The sequence below is a fragment of the Micrococcus sp. SL257 genome (assembly GCF_026625585.1).
Lineage (GTDB): Bacteria > Actinomycetota > Actinomycetes > Actinomycetales > Micrococcaceae > Micrococcus > Micrococcus luteus.
On record NZ_CP113053.1, the window covers coordinates 1,893,842 to 1,919,626 of the forward strand.

Here is a 25,785-nt window from a genome sequence, read left to right on the forward strand (position 1 = left end):
CCTGAGGCGGGGACGGGAACGGTCCCGCCCATGCTAGGGCACGGGCCCCCGCGGGTCCCGGCGCCGCACGTATCCTGGGCGGATGGAATCCCGCCGTCTGCGTCGTCTCGTGCCCCTCCTGACCGCGATCGCCCTCGGCGCCACGGCCTGCACCGGACGGGTGGCCACGGTGGAGGCCGCGCCCCACGCCGCTGACCCGGCGTGTGCCCCGGCCATGGTGGCCATGCCCGACGCCCTGGGCGACCTCGACCTGCGCCCCACCGACAGCCAGGCGACGGCCGTGTGGGGTGACCCGGCCGCCGTCGTCCTGCGCTGCGGCGCCGAGGTCCCCGGCCCCACCACGGACCGCTGCATCTCCGTGGACGGGATCGACTGGGTCATCCGGGACGAGGACGAGAACTGGCGGATCACCACCTACGGCCGCGACCCGGCCGTGGAGGTGCTGTTCGGCAAGGACCAGGCCAGCTCGGACACCGTGATGGTGGGCCTGTCCTCGGCGGTCGCGCAGATCGAGTCCAGCGGCGGCTGCGTCAGCGTGCAGGACGCCACACCCGTCGGCTGAGACCGGCGCGGGCCGCGTCAGTGCAGGCCGACGCCCCGCTCGAGGGCGAGGTCCAGCAGCTCCGAGATCAGATCGTCGTAGGACAGGCCCGTCCGCTCCCACATGGCCGGGTACATGCTGATGGGCGTGAAGCCCGGCATGGTGTTGATCTCGTTGACCACCCAGCGCCCGTCCGGGGTGAAGAAGAAGTCGCAGCGGCCGAGGCCGGACCCGTCCACGGCCTCGAAGGCGCGGATCGCCAGGGCGCGCAGTCGCTCGATCTCCTCCTCCGGCAGCTCGGCCGGGCAGGACAGCTGGGTGCTGCCGGTGTCCTGGTACTTCGACTCGAAGTCGTAGAACTGCGTCTCACCCTCGTCGTGGGCCACGACGATCTCCCCCGGCAGCGAGGCGCGCGGGGCGGCGGCGCCGTGCCCGTCGAGGACGGCGCACTCGATCTCGCGGCCGACGATGCCCGCCTCCACCACGACCTTGGGGTCGAAGCGACGGGCCTCCTCGACGGCGGCGCGCAGACCCGCGGGCTCGGTGACGCGGGTGATGCCGAAGGACGAGCCGGCGCGGGCGGGCTTGACGAACAGCGGGTAGGCGAGCGCCCCGGCGCGGGCGAGGGCCGCCTCCGGATCGCGCGCCCAGTCGCGGGCGGTGATGGTCTCCCACGGGCCGACCTCGAGGCCGGCGGCCTGGAAGGCGACCTTCATGAAGTGCTTGTCCATGCCGACCGCGGAGGCGAGCACGCCGCAGCCCACGTAGGGCAGACCCAGCGACTCGAACATGCCCTGGAGAGTGCCGTCCTCGCCCCAGGGGCCGTGCAGCAGCGGGAACACGACGTCCACCGGGCCCAGCGAGGAGCCGTCGGCCGCGGTCAGCTCGACGGTGCCGTCCGGCAGGGCGCGCAGGCTCACCGGGGCCTCGGGCTCCGGCACCTCCGGCAGGGCGTCGCCGCCCAGGCGGAACGAGGCCACGTCCAGCTCGTCGTGCGACCACAGGCCGGAGCGGGCCACACCCACCGGCACGACGTCCCAGCGCTGACGGTCGGCCGCGTGCAGCACGCCCGCCGCGGTCACGCAGCTGATGGGGTGCTCGCTCGAGCGCCCGCCGAAGAGCAGGAGCACGCGGGGACGCGCGCCGGCGGCGGCCTCCGGGGCGGGGGTGGCGGTCATGCGGTGCGTCCTTCCGACTTCAGGTCACGGGCGAGCAGCAGCTCGGCGAGGCGGTCCACGGCCACGTCCCCGGCGACCACCCGGTCCATCAGCTCGCTGATGGGCATCTCCACACCGTGGGCGCGGGCGGCGTGCACGATGGCGGAGACGGACTTGATGCCCTCGGCCGTCTGGCTCATGGCGGCCACCGCCTCCTCCGCGCTGAGGCCGGTGCCGATGTGGCGGCCGGCCGTGCGGTTGCGGGAGAGGGGCGAGGCGCACGTGGCCACGAGGTCGCCCAGGCCGGCGAGCCCGGCCATGGTGGCCGGGTCGCCGCCGAGCGCGACGGCCAGCCGGGTGGTCTCGGCCAGGCCCCGGGTGATGACGGAGGCCTTGGAGTTGTCCCCCAGTCCCTGCCCGTCGCAGATGCCCACGGCGAGCGCGATGACGTTCTTCACCACGCCGCCGATCTCCACGCCCACGACGTCCGTGTTCGTGTAGGGCCGGAAGGTCCGGCCGGCCGTGAGGGCGGCGATGCGCTCCGCCGTCGCGCGCGAGGCCGAGGCGACCACCGTGGCGGTGGGCTCGCCGCGCGCGATCTCGAGGGCGAGGTTGGGTCCGGAGACCACCGCGAACCGGTCCGGGCTGAGGCCCAGCTCCTCCGCGCAGACCTGCGACATCCGCGCGTCGGTGCCGCGCTCGAGGCCCTTGACGAGGGAGACCACGACGGCGTCCGGGGCCAGGTCGGCGCGCACGGCGTGCAGGGTCTCGCGCACGTGCTGCGCGGGCACGGCCACCACCACGACGCCGGCGCCCCGGACCGCCTCGGCGGCGTCGGTGACGGCGCGCACGCAGGTGGGCAGCGTGATGCCGGGCAGGTACTCGGGGTTCTCGTGTCGCTCGGTGATGGCCTCGGCGACCTCGGCCCGCCGGGACCACATCACGATCTCGGACGCGCGGGCGGGCTCGGGGCTGGTGCTCAGGCCCAGGACGCGGGCGAAGGCCGACCCCCAGCTGCCGGCCCCGAGGACGGCGACGGTGCGCGGATCGCTCATGCCCCGGCCACCCGCGCTCCGGCCGTGGGATCCCAGCGGCCCTCCGGGGCCGGTTCTCCGCGCAGCTCGGCGACCAGGTCGGTGATCGCGCCCATCATGCGGCCGGTGCCCTCGCGCAGGGTCCCCGCCGTCACGGGGCGGTCCCGCAGGTCCGCGAGGTCGACGGGCGCGCCGACCCGGATCCGGGCGGTCTTGCGCGGGAGGACGCGGAGGGAGCGGCCGCCGTACGGCAGCAGCTCCTGGATGCCCCACTGACCGACGGGGATGAGCGGGGCGCCGGTCTGCAGGGCGAGGCGCACGGCCCCGTTGCGCCCGGCCATGGGCCAGCCGTCGGGATCGCGGGTGACGGTGCCCTCCGGGTAGACGATGATCGCCCGGCCCGTGGCGACGGCCTCGCGGGCGGCGGCGAGCGAGCGGCCGCCATCGCGGGTGCGCTCGACCGGGATCATGCGGGTGGCCTCGAGGACCTGCTTGAGCACGGGCACCTTCCAGAGCTCGGCCTTGGCGAGGAAGGTCGGCAGCAGGCCCTGGTTGTAGACCATGTGGGCCACGGAGAGCGGGTCCACCTCCGAGATGTGGTTGACGGCGAGGATCGCGCCGGTCTCGGGCAGGTGCTCGGTCCCCTCCCACACCTGGCGGACGAGGGCCCGCATCGCCGGTCGCACGATCACCCCCGGGATCACGTAGGGGGCCCGCGCGGCACGCGTCGGACGACCCCCCGCGGCGGCAGGGCTCTGCGCGTCCACGCCGCTCACCGGTCGCGTTCGGTCAGTTCGACGTCGGCGCCGAGGCCCTCGAGCTTCGCCATGAAGTGCTCGTAGCCGCGGTTGATGATCTCCAGGCCCGTCGCCGTGGAGGTGCCCTCGGCGGTGAGGGCGGCGATCAGGTGGGAGAAGCCGCCGCGCAGGTCCGGGATGTCGAACTCGACGCCGTGCAGCGGCGTCGGGCCGGAGATCACGGCCGAGTGCAGGAAGTTGCGCTGACCGAAGCGGCACGGCACGGAGCCGAGGCACTCGCGGTGCAGCTGGATGGAGGCGCCCATCCGCACGAGGGCGTCGGTGAAGCCGAAGCGGTTCTCGTACACGGTCTCGTGCACGATGGAGACCCCCTTGGCCTGGGTCAGCGCCACCACGAGGGGCTGCTGCCAGTCGGTCATGAAGCCGGGGTGCACGTCCGTCTCGAGCACGAGCGGATTGAGGTCGCCGCCGGCGTGCCAGAACCGGATGCCGTCGTCGACGACGTCGAACTCGCCGCCGATCTTGCGGTAGGTGTTCAGGAACGCCGTCAGGTCGCGCTGCTCGGCGCCGCGGACGTAGATGTCCCCGCGGGTGGCCAGGGCGGCGGAGGCCCACGAGGCGGACTCGTTGCGGTCGGACAGCGCGATGTGGTTGTAGCCGCGCATCTCGCTCACGCCCTCGATGCGGATGGTGCGGTCCGTCTGCACGGTGATGATCGCGCCCATCTTCTGCAGGACGGCGATGAGGTCGTGGATCTCCGGCTCGACGGCGGCGCCCTTGAGCTCGGTGATGCCCTCGGCCTTCACGGCGGTCAGCAGCACCTGCTCGGTGGCTCCGACGGAGGGGTACGGCAGCTCGAGCTTGGCGCCGTGCAGGCCCTTCGGGGCGGAGATGGAGATGCCGCCCGGGCGCTTGTCCACGACGGCGCCGAAGTTGCGCAGCACGGCCAGGTGGTAGTCGATCGGGCGGTCGCCGATCTTGCAGCCGCCGAGGTCGGGGATGAAGGCCTCCCCGATCGCGTGCATGAGCGGGCCGCAGAAGAGGATCGGGATGCGCGAGTCGCCGGCGTGGGCGTCGATCTCGGCGGTCAGGGCCGACTTCACCCCGGCCGGGTCCATCGTGATCCGCCCGGTCTCCTTGTCCCACTCCACGGACACGCCGTGGATCTCGAGGAGGGAGCTGACGACGTCCACGTCCTTGATCTCGGGGATGTTCCGGAGCACGGACGGCGAGTTGCCGAGCAGGGCGGCCACCATGGCCTTGGGCACCAGGTTCTTGGCGCCGCGCACGGTCACCTCACCGGTCAGCGGCTTGCCGCCATGGATGGTCAAGAGCTTCGCCATGCGCGTCCTTCCTCAGCGCGGCCGCAGGGCCACGGTCTCGGCCACTCCGCCGGAGCGGGGAGGTCTCTGAACGGGACCGCCCGCCGCGTGCGGCGGGCGGTCCCGGAATCGACTCCCAGCATAGGGCGTCGCCGGGCACGCGCGGCAATGGTGCGCTCCCGGCGCCGGCCGGTCAGCCGGCCGTGCGGGCCGGCAGGGTGGTGGGCTTGTACGCGGGGCGGTCCGCCTCATAGGCATCGATCTCGGCCTGGTGCCCCAGGGTGACGGCGATGTCGTCCAGGCCCTCGAGCAGCCGGCGACGGGTGTCGTCGTCGATCTGGAAGGGGGCGGTCACATCCCCGCACTCGACGGTGCGTGTGACGAGGTCCACGGTGACCGTGGTCCCGGGACGGTTCTCCAGCTCCTTCCAGATGCGCTCGACGTCCTCCTGCTCCACCTGAGCCGCGACGAGCCCCTGCTTGGCGGAGTTGCCGCGGAAGATGTCCGCGAAGCGCGGGGAGATCACGGCGCGGAAGCCGTAGTCCTTGAGCGCCCACACGGCGTGTTCGCGCGAGGAGCCGGTGCCGAAGTCGGAGCCCGCCACGAGCACGGTGCCCCCGCTGAACGGCTCGGTGTTCAGGATGAAGTCGGGGTCCTGGCGCCAGCCGGCGAACAGGGCGTCCTCGAAGCCCGTGCGGGAGATCCGCTTGAGGTACACGGCCGGGATGATCTGGTCCGTGTCCACGTTCGAGGCGCGCAGCGGCACGCCGACGCCGGTGTGGGTGGTGAACTTCTCCATGGCTCAGGCCTCCTGGAGGGTGAGGGCGGGCAGGTCGGACGGGCTGGCGAGGCGGCCCAGCACGGCGGTGGCCGCGGCGACCACCGGGGACACCAGGTGGGTGCGTCCGCCCTTGCCCTGCCGGCCCTCGAAGTTGCGGTTGGAGGTGGACGCGCAGCGCTCCCCCGGGGCGAGCTGGTCCGGGTTCATGCCCAGGCACATGGAGCAGCCGGCGAACCGCCACTCGGCCCCGAAGTCCTCGAACACCCTGTCCAGGCCCTCGTCCATGGCCTGCAGACGCACGCGCGCCGAGCCCGGCACGACCATGACGCGCAGCCCCTCGGCCTTGCGCCGGCCCCGGACGACCTCGGCGAACGCCCGCAGGTCCTCGATGCGGGAGTTGGTGCACGAGCCCATGAAGACGGTGTCGACCTCGACCTGCTTCATCGGCGTGCCGGGGGCCAGGTCCATGTAGGACAGCGCCTTGCGGGCCGCCTCCTGGGCCACCGGGTCGGTGAAGTCCTCGGGCGCGGGGACGGTGTCGTTCAGGCTCACGCCCTGACCCGGGTTGGTGCCCCACGTGACGAACGGCTCCAGCGTGTCCGCGTCGATGACCACCTCGGCGTCGAACTCCGCGCCCTCATCCGTGGCGAGGGTGCGCCAGTGCTCGACGGCGGCGTCCCAGTCGGCGCCCTCGGGGGCATGGGGCCGTCCCTTCAGGTAGGCGAAGGTGGTCTCGTCCGGGGCGACCATGCCGGCGCGGGCGCCGGCCTCGATGGACATGTTGCAGATGGTCATCCGGCCCTCCATGGAGAGGTTCCGGATGGCCTCACCGCGGTACTCGAGCACGAAGCCCTGGCCCCCGCCCGTGCCGATCTTCGCGATGACCGCGAGGATGATGTCCTTGGCCGTCACACCCGGGCGCAGCGTGCCGTCCACGGTGACCGCCATGGTCTTGAAGGGCTTCAGCGGCAGGGTCTGGGTCGCCAGGACGTGCTCGACCTCGGAGGTGCCGATGCCGAACGCCAGGGCGCCGAACGCACCGTGGGTGGAGGTGTGGGAGTCGCCGCAGACCACGGTGAGGCCGGGCTGGGTCAGGCCCAGCTGGGGGCCGACGACGTGAACGATGCCCTGCTCGGCGTCGCCCAACGGGTGCAGGCGGACGCCGAACTCGGCGCAGTTGGCCCGCAGGGTCTCGATCTGGGTGCGCGAGGTGGGATCCGCGATCGGCTGGTCGATGTCCAGCGTCGGGGTGTTGTGGTCCTCCGTGGCGATGGTCAGGTCGGGCCGACGCACCGGACGCCCGGCCAGACGCAGCCCCTCGAAGGCCTGCGGGCTCGTCACCTCGTGCACGAGGTGCAGGTCGATGTAGAGCAGGTCGGGGGTGCGGGAGGCGCCCTCGCCCTCGCCGCGCACCACCACGTGCTCGTCCCAGACCTTCTCGGCCAGCGTCCTGGGCCGCGTCGTCGCCGTCGTCATGTGCCGCACCTTCCTGCTCACGCACCTGTCAGTCGTCGCCCGGCGCGGGGCGCCGGTGCTCACGGACCACTGTGGGGCGCGGCGGGGCTGTTCTCGACCACGCGGCGCGATATTCCACATCGTGAGATGTCGTCTCACATGCCGGACCTGGCGCCGGCCGGCCCGGTCACATGCGACGCACACCGACACCCCCGGTCCGTCCGAGCAGTGAGACGACTACGATCACCCCATGACCACCGAGCCCGTGCGCCCGCCCACCGAGGACGACCTCATCGGCCCCTCGCTCCACCGGCATCCCAGCGGCGTCGGCGTGGTGGACAAGTCGGTGGCGATCCTCGACGCGCTCGAGTCCGGCCCGGCCACGCTCGCCCAGCTCGTCACCGCCACCGGGATCGCGCGGCCCACGCTGCACCGGCTCGCGGCCGCCCTCACGCACCACCGCATGGTGGGCAAGGACCTGCAGGGCCGCTACGTGCTGGGCACCCGCCTCGCCGAGCTCGCCTCCGCCGCCGGCGAGGACCGGCTCACCACGGCCTCCGGCCCGGTGCTGCTGTGGCTGCGCGACGCCACGGGAGAGAGCGCCCAGGTGTTCCGTCGGCAGGCGGACTCCCGCGTGTGCGTGGCCAGCGCGGAACGGCCCTGGGGCCTGCGCGACACCATCCCCGTGGGCGCCCGCATGTCCATGAAGGCCGGCTCCGCCGCGCAGGTGCTCCTGGCCTGGGAGGACCACGAGCGGCTCGTCGAGGGACTGGCCGGCGCCGTGTTCACACCCACCGTCCTCGCGGCGGTGCGGCGGCGCGGCTGGGCCCAGTCCCTGGCCGAGCGCGAGCCCGGGGTCGCCTCGGTGTCGGCGCCGGTGCGCGGTCCCAGCGGCCGCGTCATCGCGGCGGTCTCGATCTCCGGCCCCCTCGAGCGGCTCTCCCGACAGCCGGGCCGGCTGCACGCGGACGCCGTCGTCTCCGCCGCGACGCGGCTCACCGAGCTCATCCGCGCCGGCGAGGCCTGAGGCCCGCCCGCGCCACCGACGGGACGCGCCGCCGAGACACCCCGTTCTTCCCGCGTTCACCCGCGGGGCCTAGCGTCAGCCAGGTCCCCGACCGCCGCCCCCGCACCACCGAGGAGTCCGCCGTGACCGAGACGACCGCGCCCGCCGCCCCCGCCGAGCAGGAGGCCGCGCCGCGGCTGTCCGTGATCGGCACGGGCTATCTGGGCGCCACGCACGCCGCGTGCATGGCCGAGCTGGGCTTCGAGGTCCTCGGCGTGGACGTGGACCCGGCCAAGATCGAGCGCCTGGCCCGCGGCGAGGTGCCCTTCCACGAACCCGGCCTGCCCGAGCTGCTGCGCACCCACGTCGCCTCCGGGCGGCTGCGCTTCACCACGGACGTCGCGGAGGCGGCCCGCTGGGCGGACGTCCACTTCATCGGCGTCGGCACCCCGCAGAAGGTGGGCGAGACCGCGGCGGACCTGAGCTATGTGGACGCCGCCGTCGCCTCCCTCGCTGCGGCGATCGACCGCGACGCGCTGATCGTCGGCAAGTCGACCGTGCCCGTGGGCACCGCGCGCCGCCTGGCCGAGCTCGTGCGCACCGTGCGCGCCGAGGCCGGGCTGCCGGGCGAGGTCGAGCTCGCCTGGAACCCCGAGTTCCTGCGGGAGGGCTTCGCCGTGAGGGACACGCTCACCCCGGACCGCCTCGTCATCGGCACGCACGGGCCCCGCGCCGCGGGCATCCTGCGCCGGGTCTACGCGCGGCAGCTCGCGGACGACACCCCGTGGATCAGCACGGACCTCGAGACGGCCGAGCTGGTGAAGGTGGCCGCGAACGCCTTCCTGGCCACGAAGATCTCGTTCATCAACGCGTTCTCGGAGATCACCGAGAACGTGGGCGGGGACATCGGCACCCTTGCGGACGCGATCGGCCACGACGCGCGGATCGGACGCCGGTTCCTCAACGCGGGCGTGGGGTTCGGGGGCGGCTGTCTGCCCAAGGACATCCGCGCGCTCCAGGCGCGCGTCTCCGAGCTGGGCCTGGACCGGACCATGCGGTTTCTGGCGGAGGTGGACGACATCAACCTGCGCCGCCGTGACCGCGTGGTGGACCTGGCGGTGCAGGTGCTCTCCGCGGCTCGCGACGGCCGGATCCGCCGGGCCGAGGCCTCCGGGCCCGCCCCCACCCCCGCGAGCGTGCAGGTGCTCAACGGCACGCGGATCGCCGTGCTGGGCGTCACGTTCAAGCCGGACTCCGACGACGTCCGGGACTCCCCCGCCCTCGACGTCGCCAACCGTCTCTACACGGCCGGCGCCGACGTCCGGGTGTACGACCCCGAGGGCAATGCCAACGCGGCCGCCCGCTTCCCGCGGCTCGACTACGTGGACTCGCTCGAGGCGGCCGTGGACGGCGCCGAGCTGACCCTGCTGCTGACCGAGTGGCGCCAGTTCCGCGAGATGGATCCGGACACCGTGGGCGCACGCGTGGCCTCCCGCCTGCTGATCGACGGGCGCAACGTCCTGGACGTCGCCGCGTGGCGCGAGCACGGGTGGGACGTCATCGGCCTCGGCCACCGCTTCGACCCGGAGCGACTCCTCCGCGCGGCCTGACCCGCCCGCGGACCCCGGCCCGGGCGCTCAGCCGGCGAACGGGTCCCAGCCGGACTCGGACAGGGGCCGGTGCCCGGTCGGCGGCCGGGCCCCGTCCGGCACGAGCCGGCCGATCCGCGTGAACCCCCGGGGCAGCTCGGTCTCGGGCCACGCCAGCCCCAGGAGGCCGTAGTCCTCGCCCCCGCCGGTCACGAGCGCCTCCGGACTGGTCCCGGCCAGGGCGGCCACGCGGCGCAGGGGTGCGGCGGTCGCCGCCAGCCAGGCCTCGTCCAGCCACGGTGCCGGCGCGGGTCCGGCCCCGCCGGTGGCGGCCGCCATGCGGTGCGCGTCCTTGCCCAGGCCGTCGGAGACGTCCATGAGGGTGAGCAGGCCGGCCGTCACCGCGGCGGGCCCGAGGGTCAGCGGCGGGCGCGGTCGCAGCTGGGCGCGGACGGCGCGGGCGAGCTCCCGCGGTGACGGCCGGTCGGCGGCGGGGAGGGCGTCCGCCCATCGCTCCAGCTCCGCGCGGTCGGTGAGCAGCAGGGTGAGCCCGGCGGCGGCCCACCCCGGCCCCGAAGGCGCGGCGGCCCGGGGACCGTCCGGCACCGCCTGGGCATGGACGAGGTCGGCGCCCTCGGCGAGCACGCGGTCCCGGTCCGCCGCGGCCGGCGCGCGGCGCAGCACGCCGCCGGGGTGCGGGTCCCCGAGCACCGTCACTGCGGCGTGGACCCGTCCGCCGGTGCCCAGGTCGCCCCCGGCCACCCGGCAGTCCGGCGCGCCGAGGTGACGCACCGCGCCCACGATGCCCGCGGCGAACGACCGCACCCAGGCGACCGGCGTCGTCGGCGGCAGGGTGAGGGCGGTGACGAGCGCGGAGGCGGTCCCGCCCATCGCGTTGACGTCCGAGAGGTTCTGGGCGACGGCCTTCCAGCCGGCGTCGTGGCCGCGGGTGCGGGGACCGGCGGGCCAGCGGTGCAGGAAGTCCGTGCCCTCCCCCATCGCGTCCGTGGAGATGAGCGTCCCGCCGCGGGGCGCGGGCACGAGGGCGGCGTCGTCGCCCGGGGCGACGGTGCCGGCGGGCCAGTGGCCGTCCCGGACGGCGGGGGCGAGACCGGTCAGGACGACCTCCAGCAGCTCGGCCTCCGTGAGGTCGCCGACGGTCGCCCCCGCCGTGGCCGCGGGGTCGCACACCGTCATCGGCGGCCCCGCCGGACCGGGACGCCGGAGGCCCGGGCGAGGGCGTCGCGGAAGGCGTGGAAGCGGTCCACCTCGGCGCGCACCGGGTCGACGACGAGCCGCCGGCCGACGTCGGTGGTCGCCTCCTCGAGGCGGCGGCGCGCGCGGCGTCCCCGCGCCGCGGCGGTCCACCGGGTCAGGGGGATCGCCAGCAGGGCCAGCAGCACGCCGAGCGCGAGGCCGCCGACGAGCAGCAGCGTCGGGAGGGGGAAGCCCTCGACCGTGGGCGCGGGCGGCAGGGGGAACTGCAGGTACCCCGCCAGGGCGAGGACGCCCAGCCAGCCGGCGCCGACGACGGCGGTGAGGAGGGCGAGCCACTGCAGCACGTCCAGCACGGGGTGCCACCAGCTGCCCCGACCGGCCCCGAGGTCGGTGGCGGCGATCGCCTGGTCCACGGCGCCGGGGAGCTCCTCGGCGTGCTCCCGGCCCGCGCGGCGGATGGCGGCGGCCCACGGCTCGGAGGCTCCCGCGCCGGCCGCGGCGGCCAGCGTGCGGACCGCGCCGTCGACGACGGCCCGCTGGGTGCCCGAGCGCTCGGGCAGGGAGGTGCGGTGCAGCGCGGGGTCGCGGGCGACCTCGTCCCGGTCGCGGCGGGGGGCGGCGCTCTCGGGCATCAGGTGCAGGCGCCGCAGGGGGTCCGCGCGGAAGGAGTGCATCCAGCGCAGCACGGGCCAGCTGGTGCGCTTGGCCGAACGCAGCCGGTACGAGCCCTCGACCGCCCGGACGACGGCCGGCACGCCGCCGGCCACGGCCAGCTCGCGCCCGAGCCGCTGCTCGTCCCCGGGCCCGACGCCGGCCGGCTCGCCCTCGCCCGAGGCGGCGGCGAGGTCCGCGGCACGGGCCGCGACGTCCGCGCCCAGGCGCTCGGCGGCCGCGCCGCGCTGGGCGACGATCGCCGCGACCTGCCGGCCGACCTCCTCGAGGCCCTCCCCCGTGCGCGCGGACACGGGCAGCACCCGGACGTCGCCGAGGCCGTGGCCGGAGAGCATCCGGCGCAGCGAGGCCAGCACGACGTCCCGGTCCCGCACCGAGAGCCGGTCCACCTGGTTGAGCAGCACGAGGGTCACGGCCGCGTGCGAGCCCATGGTCGCCAGGAACTCGCGGTGCAGCACGGCGTCCGCGTACTTCTCCGGGTCCACGACCCACACCAGCACGTCCACGTGGCCGGCCAGCCGGGAGGTGATCTCGCGGTTGCCCCGCTCGACCGAGTCGATGTCCGGCAGGTCCAGCAGGATCAGGCCGGTGGCGTCGGCGCCGTCACGGCGGCCGAAGCCGAGGAACCCGGGGCGGCCGTCGTCGAGCACGGGGGCCTCGTCCAGCAGGTGGCGGCGGCGCACGCCGAGCCAGTCGAGCAGGGCGGCCGCGCCGCCGCCCTCGCCGGTGCCGTCGCCGTGCTCCGCGTGCGGGTCCAGCCCCTGTCCCCGGCCCACGCCCCAGACCGCGGCGAGCGGCTCGGACGTGGTGGGCCGGGTGGCGGCCACGCGGGCCAGGTCGCGGCCGGTGAGCGCGTTGAACAGGGAGGACTTGCCGGAGCCCGTCGCCCCGAAGAACCCGACCACGGTGTGCTCCGCGGAGAGTGCCTGGCGCTCCCCGGCCGCGCGCACGACGGCGTCGGCCCCGGCCACGACGTCCTCGGGCAGGCGGCCCGCGGCCAGCTCGGCGGCCTCGCCGAGGGCGTCCAGGCGGGGGGCCAGGGCGGGGGTGTCGCGGCGGCTCATCGGGGCTCCTCCCCCGCCTCGGCGGCGGACGGGGCGTGCTCGGGCCCGGTCGGGCCGTCGACGCCGGCGGCCACCCCGCGGCGCAGCACCGGCACGAGGGCGCGCAGCTCCTCGGTGGCCTGCGGCTCGCGCTCGAGGTGGAGCAGCGGCAGGAAGCGGTCCGCGAGCACGGTCTCGAGGAAGGCCCGCACTCGGTGCTCGAGCAGCTCATCGGCACGCCGGGCCATGCGGCGCACGGCGTCCTCGCCGAAGATCGACTCGAGCAGCTTCTGACCGACGACGGCGGCGCCGCCGGCGATGCCGACCTCGATGCCCGCGAGTCCGCCGGTGGAGGCGAACGAGATGATCATGAGGGCCACGGCCGCGCCGTTCACGCCGGTGGCCGCCAGGCGGGCGCGCGTGCGCTTGCCCGCGCCCTCCTCCTGGATCAGCGCCAGCACGTCCGACTGCCAGTCCCGCACGACGTCGGCCGCCCGCGCCGACGTGTCCGGCGCCAGGGCGCCCAGGTCGCGCCCGGCCACGAGGGCCCGGCCCGCCGGCTCGGACGCCCAACGCCGCTCGATCTGCTCGGCGGCCGCGGCGGCCGCCTCGACCATCACGGCGTGCAGGCCGGTCTCGAGCGCGGTCTCGACCTCTTCGGGCGGGGCCGGGCGCCCGCGCACCAGGGCGCCGAGGCGGTCCCGCAGCCGGCCGATCGTGGTCTCGACGCCGCGGAAGAACTCCCCCGTGCCGACGAAGTCCTGCCAGCGGGAGAGCACCTCGCCGCGCAGCAGCGTGCCGTCCGAGGTGGCCTCGCGGACCCGGCCGACGGCCTGGTCCGTGGAGTCCCCCACGATCCGGGTGAGCAGGTCCGCGGCGTGCCGCTGCTCCTCCTCGGCGCGGGCCAGGTCGGCGACGCGGGCGGCCAGCTGGCCCAGCACGCCGTCCACGGTCCGGCGGGCGACGGCGCCGCGCGCCTGGGCGTCGGCGGCGAGGGTCTCGAGCCAGGCGCGCAGGCCCGCGACGTGCTCCTGCGGGAGCAGACCGCGCTCGTCGAAGCGGGTCTCGGGGATCACGTGGATCCGGGCGTCGGCGAGGCCGCGCTCGGTGAGCATGCGCCGCAGGTCCGGGGTGATGTCCTCCGCCGCGCCCTCGGGCACGCGGCCGAGCACGACGGCCACGGTGATGTCGCGGGCGGCGGCCTCGTCCAGCAGCTGCCAGGGCACGGCGTCGGCGTAGCGGTGCGCCGTCGTCGTGAAGATCCACAGGTCGGCGGCTTCGAGGAGCTGCCGGGCCAGCGCGCGGTTCTGGTCCGCCACGGAGTCGATGTCCGGGGCGTCCACGAGGGCGATGCCTGACGGCAGTGCGGGCTCGGCCACGAGCGCGACCGTGTCCATCGCGGACTGGTCGGGTTCGACGGGGCCGGCGGCCGCGTCGCGGTGCACGCTGACGCGGGCGAGGTCGGGCAGCACCCGCGGGCCCGTGAACCAGTGGGCGTCGGCGGGGTTGTGCAGCAGCAGAGGCTGCCGCGTGGTGGGCCGCAGGGCGGAGGAGCGGGAGACCTCGTGGCCGACGAGCGCGTTCACCAGCGTGGACTTGCCCGCACCGGTGGAGCCGCCGACGACGGCCAGCAGCGGCGCGTCGAGCGAGTCGAGGCGGGGCAGCACGTAGTCGTCGATCTGGTGCAGGGTGCGCTCGCGCTCGGCGCGGTCCTGCCCCGCAGTGACGGTCTCGAAGGGCAGCTCGAGCGCGGCGAGGTGCTCGCGCACGCGGCGGACGGCCGTGTCGACACCGAGGTCTGGGGCGTTCTGATCCGTGTGTGGCACGTGGGCCATCGTCTCACGGGCGCGCACCGGCCGCCCATCCCGCCGGCCCGGCGGACGGAAACGACGGAAGCCCGGTCCGCAGGGACCGGGCCTCCTGTCACTCGGGTGACCCCAGCGGGATTTGAACCCGCGTTACCGCCGTGAGAGGGCGGCGTACTAGGCCGCTATACGATGGGGCCGAGCGCGCTGTCCGCGTGTGCGGAAGCGATGCCGTGGAGACCTTCTTCTGCGCCTGCGTCTCCTGTTCAGGCGGCGGATGCGTTCATCCGCCCGTGCCGTTCCGGTCCGAGGACCGGGCGGCGACTGCGTGACCCCAGCGGGATTTGAACCCGCGTTACCGCCGTGAGAGGGCGGCGTACTAGGCCGCTATACGATGGGGCCGTGCGCCACGTCCGAGCGTCTCCGCCCGTGCGCGTTCATTGAGTCCGAAGACTCGCTGGGGTACCAGGACTCGAACCTAGAATGACGGTACCAGAAACCGTTGTGTTGCCAATTACACCATACCCCACTGTCGGTCAAGCATGCCTGACCGATGTGCATCATATTCATGAGCTCGGTGTTCCCGGATCTCTCCGGCAACGAGTAAGAACTCTACACCCTCCGGGCGACGTGTGCAAAATCGGCGGGTCAGGCCGCCAGCCAGGTCCGCAGCCCGCCGATCGCCCGCATCCGCCAGCATGCGTGCTCCTCGTCCCAGAGCGGCTCCTCCGCCCCGCCGTGGGCGGGGGCGTCGGGGCTCATCCACACCGGAACGAGCCCCGCCGACCGGGCCCCCTCGACGTCGTGACGCAGGCTGTCCCCCACCATGAGGGTGCGTCCCGGGTCCGTGCCCAGGCGGGAGCAGCCGGCCAGGAAGGGGGCCGGGTCCGGCTTCGGGGCCCCGGCCGTGTCCGAGCCGATCAGCACCTCGACCCACTCCAGACCGAGGGCGTCGGCCTTGCCGCGCTGGTAGGCCTCCACGTTGTTCGTGACGATCCCCACGCCACGGCCTGTTCCCCGCACCTCGGCGAGGACGTCGACGGTCGCGGGGAACAGCGCCCAGTGCCCGCGCACGACCTCTTCGTAGTCGGTGGTCCACAGGCCGTCGAGCGGGGTCGCCGCGTCCTCGGGCACGCCGAGCGCGCGCAGGGCGTCGGCCACGCGGGCCAGCCGCTGCTCCTCGAACGTCAGCTCCCCGGCCACGTAGCGCCCGTAGTGGCCGCCGGCGTCGGACGCGAAGGCGTCGGTGGCCTCAGCCAGCACCGCCGGGTCGACGTCGGCGGCCCCGGCCCACTGCCGGCGCACCGTCGCGTCGAACGCGGCGTGCTGGGCGGAGCGCAGATCCAGCAGCGTGTCGTCCAGGTCGAAGAGGACGGCGTCCCAGGCCGGCGGCGCGGGCGCGCCCGCGGACCCGCCGGCCGGCGTCGTGCTCACGCCCCGGCTCATGCGTCGGCGGGCTGGTCCTGGTCCAGGCCCTGTTCCGCGGCGAAGCGGTCCAGACGGGCGAGCGCGGAGTCCCGGCCCAGGATCTCGAGCGACTCGAAGAGCGGCGGGGACACCTTGCGGCCGGTCACCGCGACGCGCACCGGGCCGAACGCCTGGCGCGGCTTGAGGCCCAGGCCGTCGATGAGGGCGGCCCGCAGCGCCGCCTCGATGCGCTCGGTCGTGAACTCGTCCTCGGGCAGGGCGGCCAGCGCCTCCCGGGCCGCGGCGACGGCGGCGCCCAGGTCCGCCGGCATGCCCTTGAGGGCGCCTTCGGCGGTCCGGACGTCCCGGTCCGCCGTGAAGAGGAAGGCGAGCATCTCGACGGCCTCACCGAGCAGCTGCACGCGCTCCTGCACGAGCGGGGCCGCGGCGGTGAGGACCTCCATCTCCCGCTCCGTCAGGTGCTCGCCCACGAGGCCGGCCGCGTGCAGGTAGGGCACGAGACGGTCACGGAAGTCGGCCACGTCGAGCATGCGCACGTGCGTGCCGTTGATCGCGATCGCCTTCTTCTCGTCGAAGCGGGCGGGGTTGGCCAGCACCTTGTGCACGTCGAAGTGCTCCACGAACTGCTGCGGGGTGAAGATGTCCTCGTCCGCGGAGAGGGACCAGCCCAGCAGGCCGAGGTAGTTCAGCAGGCCCTCCGGGATGAAGCCGTTGTCCCGGTGCAGGAACAGGTTGGCCTGCGGATCGCGCTTGGACAGCTTCTTGTTGCCCTCGCCCATCACGTAGGGCAGGTGGCCGAACACCGGCATGTACCGGGCGACGCCGATCGCGTGCAGGGCGCGGTAGAGCGCGATCTGGCGCGGAGTGGACGAGAGCAGGTCCTCGCCGCGCAGCACGTGGGTGATGCCCATGAGCGCGTCGTCCACCGGGTTCACGAGGGTGTACAGCGGCGAGCCGTCCGCGCGGACCACCACGAAGTCCGGCACGGAGCCGGCCTTGAAGGTGATCTCCCCGCGCACCAGGTCGGTGAAGGTGATGTCCTCGTCCGGCATGCGCAGCCGCCAGACCGGCGCGCGGCCCTCGGCCTCGAAGGCGGCGATCTGCTCGTCCGTGAGGTCACGGTCGTGACCGTCGTAGCCGAGCTTGGGGTCGCGGCCGGCGGCCCGGTGACGGGCCTCCGTCTCCTCGGGGCTCGAGTAGGACGGGTAGATGTGTCCGCCGGCCTTGAGCTTCTCGATCACGTCCGCGTAGATCTGTCCGCGCTGGGACTGACGGTACGGCTCGTGCGGGCCGCCGACCTCGACGCCCTCGTCCCAGTCGATCCCGAGCCAGCGCATCGCCTCGAGCAGCTGCTGGTAGGACTCCTCCGAGTCGCGCTTGGCGTCCGTGTCCTCGATGCGGAACACGAGGGTGCCGCCGGTGTGCCGCGCCCAGCCCCAGTTGAACAGGACGGTGCGGATCAGCCCCACGTGGGGGTGCCGGTGGGCGAGGGGGCGAAGCGCACGCGCACGGGGGTCTCGGCGTCCACCTGGGGGACGTCGGCGAAGGGGGCGGGGGCGTTCTCGGACACGGGAGCGGTGGCGTCAGTCATGATGCCCCGAGTCTACGCGGGGCCCGGACGCCGCCGTCGAGCGCCTGCGTCAGCGGCGGAAGACGGTGGCGAGGACGCCGATGCCCTCGACCTCGGCCTCGACGCGCTGGCCCTCCTGGACCGTCCCGACCCCGCCCGGGGTGCCGGTCAGGATCACGTCGCCGGGCAGGAGGGTGAACATCTCCGAGGCCGCGGCCACGAGCTCGCGGACGCCGAAGACCATGTCCGCGGTCGTGCCGTCCTGGCGGGTCTCACCGTCGAGGCGGGACGTGATGCGCAGGCCGCCGGCCGGCTCCACGTCCAGCTCGGTCTCGATCCACGGGCCCAGCGGACAGGCACCGTCGAAGCCCTTGGCGCGGGCCCACTGCAGGTCGGTGCGCTGGGCGTCGCGGGCGGTGAGGTCGTTGCCCACGGTGTAGCCGAACACGACGTCGTCCACGCGGCTCACCGGCACGTCCTTGCAGATGGTGCCGATGACGACGGCGAGCTCGGCCTCGTAGGAGACCTCGTCCGACCAGCTGGGCAGGGTGACCGGCTCGTTCGGCCCCACGACGGCGGTGTTCGGCTTGAGGAAGAACTGCGGCGAGGCGGGGACCTCGTTGCCGAGCTCCTTCGCGTGGTCGGCCCAGTTGCGGCCGACGCCCACGATCTTCGAGCGCGGGATGATCGGGGCCACGAGACGCACATCCTCGAGGCGGTGCGTGGTGCCGGTGGGCTGGATCCCGTGGAAGAACGGGTCGCCCTGCAGGGCGGTGATGCTCAGCTCGGAGGGGTCGGCGTCGGCCGGGCCCTCCACGATGCCGTAGGTCGGTTCGGCCTGGTCCACGAAACGGGCGATGCGCATGGCCGCCAGCCTAGTGGGTGAGCGGCGGGCGCCGTCGCCGGACACCCCACCCGATGCCGACTGCGCTGACGCCGCGAGCCAGACGATTCGGCCGCGCCCGACGGCCCGGGGCGACCGATTCGTCTGGCTCGCGGGCGGATTCGTCTGGCTCAGCGCGGTGCAGCGCGGTGCGGAGCGGGGCGGGTCCAGGCCGCTCAGCAGCAGCGGCTGCCCGGATTCTCCTCCTGGCGGGCGTACTCGGCCCGCCAGAACTCCCGCTCGGTCATCGGCGCGCGCTCCGGATGGTGGGCCCGGTGGTGGGCCACGTACGCGTCGTACTTCCCCTCTCCGGAGAGCTGGCGGACCCACCAGCGCACCCGGGCCCACACCCCGGGCCGAGACGGGCCGGCCGGGCCCTCCGCGGTGGAGGGCCCGGCCGGCGTCGCGCGCGGATCGGCCACGTCAGTGACCCCGCACCGGCTGCCGGTCGGCCGGCAGGGCGTCCCACTGCCGCTGCAGCTCCTTCTCCTCGGCCGTGGCGAACAGCCCGGCCGGGGCGAAGCGCTGCGAGGGCACGTACGGGTCCTGGTGGTCGATGACCTCGGTGCCGCGGAAGGCGCGCACCGTGGCGAGCACCGACGTCGTGATGACGATCAGCGCCAACACCAGGAAGACCACGGACAGCGTGCCCTGGATGAAGGTGTTGCGGACCACGGCCTCCATGGCGGGCACGGACTTCGCGGCGCCGAAGCTCGTCTTCCCCGCCGCCAGCGCGTCCTGGAACGCGCGATGCTGCGCCCAGTAGCCCACCGCCGGGATGGAGGAGAAGATCTTCTGGAACGACGCCACGGTGGTGACCACCGTGATGAACGCCAGCGGCAGCGCCACGATCCACAGGCCCCGGAAGTCACGGCGGCGCGCGACGATCGTCAGGACGACGGCGAGCGCGATCGCCGCGAGCAGCTGGTTGGCGATGCCGAACAGCGGGAACAGCGTGTTGATGCCGCCCAGCGGATCGGTGACGCCCATGATCAGCACGGCGCCCCACGCGGCCACCATGATGGCCGTGCAGACCCATGCGCCCACGCGCCACGACGTGTCCTTGAAGCGCGGGACCACGTTGCCCAGGGAGTCCTGCAGCATGAACCGTGCCACGCGGGTGCCGGCATCGACGGCGGTGAGGATGAACAGCGCCTCGAACATGATCGCGAAGTGGTACCAGAAGCCCATGAGCGCGTCGCCGCCCACGAGCTGGCCCATGATGATCGAGAGCCCGACGGCGAGCGTCGGGGCGCCACCCGTGCGGGAGACGACCGTGTCCTCGCCCACGAGGTTCGCCAGCGCGGTGAGCTGCTCGGGCGTGACGTCCACGCCGGCCAGGCCCAGGCTCATCACCCAAGCGGCCGCCGTCTCGGGGGTGCCGCCGGTGAGCGCGGCGGGGGCGTTCATGGCGAAGTAGATGCCGCGGTCGATGGACACGGCCGCCACGAGCGCCATGACCGCCACGAAGGCCTCCATGAGCATGCCGCCGTAGCCGATGAAGCGGGTCTGGCGCTCCTTCTCCACCATCTTGGGCGTCGTGCCCGAGGCGATCAGCGCGTGGAAGCCGGAGAGCGCACCGCACGCGATGGTGACGAACAGGAACGGGAACAGCGAACCGGGCCACACCGGGCCGGTCTGGCCCGAGGCGAACTCGGAGAACGCGGGGGTGCCGATGCGCGGCTGCACGACGATGATGGCCACGGCGAGGCCGGCGATCACGCCGATCTTCATGAAGGTGGACAGGTAGTCGCGCGGAGCGAGCAGCAGCCACACGGGGAGCACGGCCGCGACGAACCCGTAGATGATCACGGCCCAGGCGATGGTGGTGCGGTCCAGGGTGAACAGGGCCGCGCCCCACTCGGTCCCGGCCACCCAGCCGCCGCCGATGATGGCCGCCAGGAGCAGGACGAACCCGATCACGGAGATCTCGGTGATGCGGCCCGGGCGGATCCAGCGCAGGTACACGCCCATGAAGAGCGCGATCGGGATGGTCATGGCCACGGAGAACACGCCCCACGGGGACTCGCCCAGGGCGTTGACCACCACGAGGGCCAGGATGGCCGTGATGATCACCATGATCAGCAGGGTCGCGACGATCGCGGCGGTGCCCCCGACGCGGCCCAGCTCGTCCCGGGCCATCTGGCCGAGCGAGCGGCCGCCGCGGCGCATCGAGAAGAACAGGACGAGGTAGTCCTGGACCGCGCCGGCCAGGATCACGCCGACGATGATCCAGATGGTGCCGGGCAGGTAGCCCATCTGCGCGGCGAGCACGGGGCCCACGAGCGGACCGGCGCCGGCGATGGCCGCGAAGTGGTGGCCGTAGAGCACGCGGCGGTCGGTGGCCACGTAGTCCCGGCCGTCGGCCCGGTACTCGGCCGGGGTGGCGCGGGTGTCGTCCGGGTGGACGATCATGCGCTCGACGTACTTCGAGTAGAAGCGGTAGCCGATCGCGAACGTCGCCACGGCGGCGAACACGAACCAGATCGCGTTGATCGTCTCGCCGCGGTGCAGGGCGAGCATGGTCCAGGCGACGCCGCCGAGCAGGGCGACGGCCACCCAGACGGCGATCTTCGCGGGCGTCCAGCGGGGCCGGCCGGCGGCCTCGGTGGGCGGGAGGTCTTCCGGCGTCGTGGCCGGGAGTGGGGCGCCCTCGGCGGCCGCGGAGGAGCGGTGCGAGCTCACGGGGGTCTCCGTTCGTGGGGTGGGGTCAGACGAGGCGGTGCAGCCAGCCGTGGCGGTCCTCGACGCGCCCGGTCTGGATGCCCTCGAGCTCGGTGCGGATCTTCAGGGCCACGTCGGCCCCGCCGGCGGACTCGATCACGTCGTCGCCGTCGAGCAGACGGCCGATCGGGGTCACGACGGCGGCGGTGCCGCACGCGAAGACCTCGGTGATCTCGCCCGAGCGGACGCCCTCGGCCCACTCGGCGAGGGTGACGCGACGCTCCTCGACGGTCAGGCCCATGTCCCGGCCGAGCTGGAGGATCGAGGAGCGGGTGACGCCCTCGAGGATCGTGCCGGTGAGCGCCGGGGTGACGAGGCGGCCGTCGGCGTGCACGAAGAACACGTTCATGCCGCCGAGCTCCTCGATCGCGTCGTCGTGGTACTGGTCGAGGAACACGACCTGGTCGGCGCCCTTCGCCGCGGCCTGCAGCTGGGGCAGCAGCGAGGCGGCGTAGTTGCCGCCGGTCTTGGCCGCGCCCGTGCCGCCCTTGCCGGCGCGGGCGTAGTCACGCGAGACCCAGATGGTCACCGGCTTGAGCTCGCCGCCGAAGTAGTTGCCGGCCGGCGAGGCGATCACCATGTACCGCACCTGCCGGGCCGGGCGGACGCCGAGGAACGCCTCGGAGGCGAACATGAAGGGGCGCAGGTAGAGGGACTGGCCCGGGCCGGTGGGCACCCAGGCCCGGTCCGCCTCGAGCTGGGCCTGCAGCGAGCCGAGGAACAGCTCCTCGGGCAGCTCCGGCAGGGCCAGGCGGCGGGCGGAGCGGTTCAGGCGGGCCGCGTTGGCCTCGGGGCGGAACGTCCACACCGACCCGTCCTCGTGCCGGTAGGCCTTCAGGCCCTCGAAGATCTCCTGGCCGTAGTGCAGCACGGCGGCCGCGGGGTCCAGGGACAGCGGGCCGTAGGGCTCCACGCGGGCGTCATGCCACGCGCCGCCGTCCTCGTCCCAGGTCCAGTCGATCGAGACCATGTGGTCCGTGAAGACGTTGCCGAAACCGGGGTCCTGGAGGATCTCGACGCGCTGCTGATCGGACATCGGGGACAGATGTGGTTGCCGCGTGAACACGGTCTCGGACACGGTGGGATCACTCCTCGTGACGGGTGACGGATGGGGACGGCTCCGGTGCCGGGCACGACGCGCGGGGGGCCACGGCGCCGGGCGTGGCACACGCCACAGGCCGTCGCCCCATCCTAGACCCGGCGTCGACGCGCCGGGCCCGCGCGTCAGACCCGCGCGGCGACGTCGGCGCCCACCTCGGCGGTGGTGCCCCGCGCGCCGTCCACCCGGTCCTTCAGGTGCGCCCACACCGCGGTGCGCACGCGCGCCGCGGCGCCGGTCTCGCCCACGTGCTCGAGCAGCAGGGTGGCGGAGAGGATGGCGGCCACGGGGTCGGCGATCCCCTGGCCCGCGATGTCCGGAGCGGAGCCGTGGACCGGCTCGAACATCGACGGCGCCGTGCCCTCGACGTTGATGTTGCCGGAGGCGGCGAGCCCGATGCCGCCGGTCACGGCCGCGGCGAGGTCCGTGATGATGTCCCCGAACAGGTTGTCCGTCACGATCACGTCGAAGCGGGCCGGGTCCGTCGCCAGGAAGATCATGGCGGCGTCGACGTGCATGTAGTCCCAGGTGACCGCGGGGAAGTCGGCCGCCACGGACTCCACGGTGCGGCGCCACAGGTGGCCGGCGTGGACCAGGACGTTGTGCTTGTGCACGAGCGTGAGGCGCTTGCGCTCGCCCGCGTCGGCGCGACGGAAGGCGTCCTCGACGACGCGGCGCACGCCGAACGCCGTGTTCACGGAGACCTCCGTGGCGATCTCGTGCGGGGTGTCCACGCGGATCGCACCGCCGTTGCCCACGTACGGCCCCTCCGTGCCCTCGCGCACCACGGTGAAGTCGATCTCGCCGGGCGCGGCCAGGGGGCTGACGGCGCCGGGCAGCAGGGTGGCCGGGCGCAGGTTCACGCCGTGGTCCAGCGCGAAGCGCAGCGTGAGCAGCATGCCGCGCTCGATCAGCCCGGACGGGATGCGCTCGTCCCCGGGCGCGGCGCCGACGGCCCCGAACAGGATCGCGTCGTGGCGGCGAAGGGACTCGAGGACCTCGTCCGTGAGCGCCTCGCCGGTCTCGAGCCAGTGCTCCGCACCCAGCGGATACGGGGTGAGCCGGGCCTCCGGACGCCCCTCGGCACGCAGCGCCGCCTGCAGGACGGCGGCGGCCTGGTCGGTGACCTCGGGGCCGATGCCGTCGCCGCCGATGACGGCGATGTCCAAGGGGTCTGCGGAGCTGCGTGTGGTCTCGGTCATGGCCCTCAGGCTACGCGCGGCACGCGTGAGGACCACATCGTGTGACACCCGGTCTCACCCTCCGGACGGACTCAGTCCTCGGCGGGCTCCTCGTGCCGCGGGAAGACCGGCTGCGGGGCGGGCAGCGGGGTGCCGGGGACCAGGTCCTCGTGGAACGCGGCGAAGGACCGCGGGCCGGTGCCGGACGCGCCGGTGCGGCCGGCGTCGCCCTCGGCGGGGACGCCGAGCAGGTCCAGCAGCCGCGAGGCCGAGCCGGGCATCACCGGCTGCGCGAGCAGGGCCACCCGGCGCACGGCCTGCAACGTCACGTACAGCACCGTGCGCATGCGCGGCTCGTCCGTCTTGCGCAGCACCCACGGGGCCTGGTCCGCGAAGTAGGCGTTGATCTCACCGAGCACGCGCCAGGTCTCCTCGAGCGCGTCGTGGAAGTCCTGCACCGCGTACGCGGACCGGGAGCGCTCCAGCAGGGCGTCGACCTGGGCCAGGACGGCGCGGTCCGCCTCGGTGAACTCGCCCGGCTCGGGCACGGCGGCGCCGCAGTTCTTGGCCACCATGGACAGCGAGCGCTGGGCGAGGTTGCCGAGGTTGTTGGCCAGGTCCGCGTTCTTGCGGCTCACCACGGCCTCGTGGCTGTAGGAGCCGTCCGCGCCGAACGGGAACTCGCGCAGCAGGAAGAAGCGAATGGCGTCCAGGCCGTACCGGGCCACCCATTCCCGCGGGTGCACCACGTTGCCCAGGGACTTGGACATCTTGGCCCCGTTGTTGTTCAGGAAGCCATGGATCATGACGCGGCGCGGCAGCTCGAGGCCGGCCGACATGAGGAACGCGGGCCAGAAGATGCAGTGGAACCGGGAGATGTCCTTGCCGATCACGTGCAGGTCCGCCGGCCAGTAGCGCGCGAACGCCTCCGGGTCCTCCGCCGGCCAGCCCGCGCCGGTGAGGTAGTTCGTCAACGCGTCGACCCAGACGTAGGTGACGTGGTCGGCGCGCCGGTCGGCGTCGGCGGCGTCGGGGTCCGCGGGCGCCGGCAGGTCGATGCCCCACTGGAAGGAGGTCCGGGAGATGGACAGGTCCTCGAGCCCGGCCTCCACGAAGCGGATGACCTCGTTGAAGCGGTACCGGGGGGCGGCGAAGTCCGGGTGCTCGCGGTAGTGGTCCAGCAGCGGCTGCTGGTACTTGGACAGGCGGAAGAAATAGGACTCCTCCTCCGTCCACGTCACCTCGGTGCCGGTCTCGACGGCGCGGCGCACCCCGTCCTGACCCACCTCGGTCTCGTCCTCGCCGAAGTAGCGTTCGTCCCGCACGGAGTACCAGCCGGCGTAGGAGCCGAGGTAGATGTCCCCGTTGGCCTCCATCCGCCGCCAGATCTCGCGGACGGCCTCGGCGTGGTCCGTGTCCGTGGTGCGGATGAAGCGGTCGTAGGAGATGTCCAGGACGTCGTCGTCCATCTCCTTGAAGACGGCGGCGTTGCGCGTGGCCAGCTCGAGGGCGCTCACGCCCTGCTGCTGCGCCGTCTGCTCCATCTTCTGGCCGTGCTCGTCCGTGCCGGTCAGGAAGCGCACATCCCGCCCGTCGAGCCGCTGGAAGCGGGCCATCGCGTCCGAGGCGATGTACTCGTAGGCGTGGCCGATGTGCGGCTCGCCGTTCGGGTAGGAGATGGCCGTGGTCAGGTAGTACGGGGCGCGGGCGTCAGTCACAGTCGTCGAGTCTAGCCGCGGGGCCGGGGCCCGCGCCGAGGACGACGTCGTCCGCGCCGGCGTCCGGGACGCCGTCGGCGGTCACCTGCAGATGGCCCGGCGCAGGCCGCAGGTGGAGGTGGGCCCACGGGGCCACCACGAGCACGGACGCCCCGATCATCTCGGTCAGCTCCTCCGCGTGGGTCGCCACGTGGTAGGCCAGGGTGCTGCGCCCGATCCCGAAGACGAGCGGCACCGCCTCGAGGACGATCGCGCCGAAGAAGAACACCGCGCCGCCCGCCACCGTCAGCGCTCGGGTCCGGCGGGGCAGGGCGACGGTGCACAGCGCGAGCAGCCCGAGGACGACGATCGCGGCCGGCGCGCCGAGGATCAGCCACTGGAACGCGGGCAGCGGGTTCTCCCCCGCGAACGGCAGAACCTCCCACAGCTGGCCGGCCTGCTCGTGGATCTGCGTCGACTCGTCCAAGCTCATGGCCGCCAGCAGGGCCGCGGGGGTCAACCACGCGAGCAGGCTCCGCCGCCGATCCGCCCCCAGCGCGCGGCGCACGAGACCCACCGTGGTGAAGCCCGCGGCCCCCAGCAGGAGCAGGCCCGAGCTCCACCACGCCGTGAGGTTGGCCTCGTGGTTCACGTCGAAGACCTCGCGCCACCACGGCACCTGCCGCGGGCCCAGCCCGAACACGAAGGGGAGGGCGAACGACCAGGCGGCGAGCAGGACACTGACGCCGATCAGCCCGCCCGCCGCCCGCCGCGCGCCGGGCCCAGCGGCCCTGCACGCCCGGAGGCGTGGCGGGGCGGGCC

20 protein-coding genes, 3 tRNA genes and 1 pseudogene are annotated in these 25,785 nt (G+C 74.0%); 3 read left to right on the top strand and 21 right to left on the bottom strand.

The features are described from left to right. The first annotated feature begins 82 nt into the window (after positions 1-82). A complete protein-coding gene (locus OVA32_RS08770; RefSeq protein ID WP_036312910.1) occupies positions 83-562 on the top strand; it encodes a DUF3515 family protein in 480 nt (159 codons plus the stop codon). Between the two features lie 17 nt (positions 563-579). Here the strand turns inward: OVA32_RS08770 and OVA32_RS08775 are convergent, their stop codons facing one another. From OVA32_RS08775 to leuC, 6 genes are all read right to left on the bottom strand, one after another. Continuing rightward, a complete protein-coding gene (locus OVA32_RS08775; protein WP_036312913.1) occupies positions 580-1,719 on the bottom strand; it encodes a D-alanine--D-alanine ligase family protein in 1,140 nt (379 codons plus the stop codon). Next, positions 1,716-2,753, bottom strand: a complete 1,038-nt coding sequence (locus tag OVA32_RS08780; protein ID WP_036312916.1) for an NAD(P)H-dependent glycerol-3-phosphate dehydrogenase — start codon at positions 2,751-2,753, stop codon at positions 1,716-1,718. Before OVA32_RS08780 ends, OVA32_RS08775 begins: the two co-directional genes overlap by 4 nt. Further along, positions 2,750-3,499 carry a lysophospholipid acyltransferase family protein gene (locus OVA32_RS08785; protein WP_236601161.1) on the bottom strand — a complete coding sequence of 250 codons (750 nt, stop codon included), beginning with the start codon at positions 3,497-3,499 and terminating at the stop codon, positions 2,750-2,752. The genes OVA32_RS08780 and OVA32_RS08785 overlap by 4 nt, the downstream gene beginning before the upstream one ends. 5 nt (positions 3,500-3,504) lie before the next feature. Continuing rightward, positions 3,505-4,833, bottom strand: coding sequence for a UDP-N-acetylglucosamine 1-carboxyvinyltransferase (murA, locus tag OVA32_RS08790; RefSeq protein ID WP_036312919.1), 1,329 nt, complete (start codon positions 4,831-4,833; stop codon positions 3,505-3,507). Between the two features lie 172 nt (positions 4,834-5,005). Next, complete coding sequence (leuD, locus tag OVA32_RS08795) at positions 5,006-5,611, bottom strand: 3-isopropylmalate dehydratase small subunit (protein ID WP_010078962.1); 606 nt, start codon at positions 5,609-5,611, stop codon at positions 5,006-5,008. A 3-nt stretch (positions 5,612-5,614) separates the two neighbouring features. Then, positions 5,615-7,069: a 3-isopropylmalate dehydratase large subunit gene (gene leuC, locus OVA32_RS08800; protein WP_036312922.1), complete on the bottom strand. Its 1,455-nt coding sequence runs from the start codon at positions 7,067-7,069 to the stop codon at positions 5,615-5,617. Positions 7,070-7,298: 229 nt separating this feature from the next. Here leuC and OVA32_RS08805 point away from each other — a divergent pair, with 229 nt between their 5' ends. Then, the gene (locus OVA32_RS08805; protein WP_002856418.1) at positions 7,299-8,075 is read left to right on the top strand and encodes an IclR family transcriptional regulator; all 777 of its coding nucleotides are present in this window, start codon (positions 7,299-7,301) and stop codon (positions 8,073-8,075) included. A gap of 122 nt (positions 8,076-8,197) precedes the next feature. Beyond that, the gene (locus OVA32_RS08810; protein WP_036312925.1) at positions 8,198-9,664 is read left to right on the top strand and encodes a UDP-glucose dehydrogenase family protein; all 1,467 of its coding nucleotides are present in this window, start codon (positions 8,198-8,200) and stop codon (positions 9,662-9,664) included. Between the two features lie 27 nt (positions 9,665-9,691). Here the strand turns inward: OVA32_RS08810 and OVA32_RS08815 are convergent, their stop codons facing one another. The 15 genes and pseudogenes from OVA32_RS08815 to OVA32_RS08885 form a co-directional block, all read right to left on the bottom strand. Beyond that, positions 9,692-10,840 carry a thiamine-phosphate kinase gene (locus OVA32_RS08815; protein WP_267714101.1) on the bottom strand — a complete coding sequence of 383 codons (1,149 nt, stop codon included), beginning with the start codon at positions 10,838-10,840 and terminating at the stop codon, positions 9,692-9,694. Next, positions 10,837-12,597, bottom strand: a complete 1,761-nt coding sequence (locus OVA32_RS08820) for a GTPase (protein ID WP_267714103.1) — start codon at positions 12,595-12,597, stop codon at positions 10,837-10,839. The genes OVA32_RS08815 and OVA32_RS08820 overlap by 4 nt, the downstream gene beginning before the upstream one ends. After that, positions 12,594-14,402: a dynamin family protein gene (locus tag OVA32_RS08825; RefSeq protein ID WP_101967226.1), complete on the bottom strand. Its 1,809-nt coding sequence runs from the start codon at positions 14,400-14,402 to the stop codon at positions 12,594-12,596. Before OVA32_RS08825 ends, OVA32_RS08820 begins: the two co-directional genes overlap by 4 nt. Before the next feature lie 106 nt (positions 14,403-14,508). Next, positions 14,509-14,581, bottom strand: a tRNA-Glu gene (locus OVA32_RS08830). A gap of 129 nt (positions 14,582-14,710) precedes the next feature. Beyond that, positions 14,711-14,783: transfer RNA gene (locus OVA32_RS08835), tRNA-Glu, on the bottom strand. A 55-nt stretch (positions 14,784-14,838) separates the two neighbouring features. Then, a tRNA-Gln gene (locus OVA32_RS08840) sits at positions 14,839-14,910 on the bottom strand. Between the two features lie 119 nt (positions 14,911-15,029). After that, positions 15,030-15,815, bottom strand: coding sequence for an HAD family hydrolase (locus tag OVA32_RS08845; RefSeq protein ID WP_041103180.1), 786 nt, complete (start codon positions 15,813-15,815; stop codon positions 15,030-15,032). An 8-nt stretch (positions 15,816-15,823) separates the two neighbouring features. Beyond that, positions 15,824-17,400, bottom strand: a pseudogene (gene gltX / locus OVA32_RS08850) (glutamate--tRNA ligase). Between the two features lie 49 nt (positions 17,401-17,449). Further along, positions 17,450-18,244, bottom strand: a complete 795-nt coding sequence (locus OVA32_RS08855; protein WP_060775803.1) for a fumarylacetoacetate hydrolase family protein — start codon at positions 18,242-18,244, stop codon at positions 17,450-17,452. Positions 18,245-18,438: 194 nt separating this feature from the next. After that, a complete protein-coding gene (locus OVA32_RS08860) occupies positions 18,439-18,684 on the bottom strand; it encodes a YbdD/YjiX family protein (protein WP_101967181.1) in 246 nt (81 codons plus the stop codon). A gap of 1 nt (position 18,685) precedes the next feature. Continuing rightward, positions 18,686-20,947 carry a carbon starvation CstA family protein gene (locus tag OVA32_RS08865; RefSeq protein ID WP_267714108.1) on the bottom strand — a complete coding sequence of 754 codons (2,262 nt, stop codon included), beginning with the start codon at positions 20,945-20,947 and terminating at the stop codon, positions 18,686-18,688. Between the two features lie 25 nt (positions 20,948-20,972). Further along, complete coding sequence (locus tag OVA32_RS08870; protein ID WP_069941579.1) at positions 20,973-22,022, bottom strand: branched-chain amino acid aminotransferase; 1,050 nt, start codon at positions 22,020-22,022, stop codon at positions 20,973-20,975. 188 nt (positions 22,023-22,210) lie between these two features. Continuing rightward, on the bottom strand, positions 22,211-23,287 hold the full coding sequence (locus OVA32_RS08875; RefSeq protein ID WP_251679428.1) for a 3-isopropylmalate dehydrogenase: 1,077 nt from the start codon (positions 23,285-23,287) through the stop codon (positions 22,211-22,213). 71 nt (positions 23,288-23,358) lie between these two features. Then, positions 23,359-24,984: a methionine--tRNA ligase gene (gene metG, locus OVA32_RS08880; RefSeq protein WP_063190343.1), complete on the bottom strand. Its 1,626-nt coding sequence runs from the start codon at positions 24,982-24,984 to the stop codon at positions 23,359-23,361. After that, positions 24,977-25,666: a hypothetical protein gene (locus tag OVA32_RS08885; protein ID WP_230594450.1), complete on the bottom strand. Its 690-nt coding sequence runs from the start codon at positions 25,664-25,666 to the stop codon at positions 24,977-24,979. Before OVA32_RS08885 ends, metG begins: the two co-directional genes overlap by 8 nt. Positions 25,667-25,785: the final 119 nt, after the last annotated feature.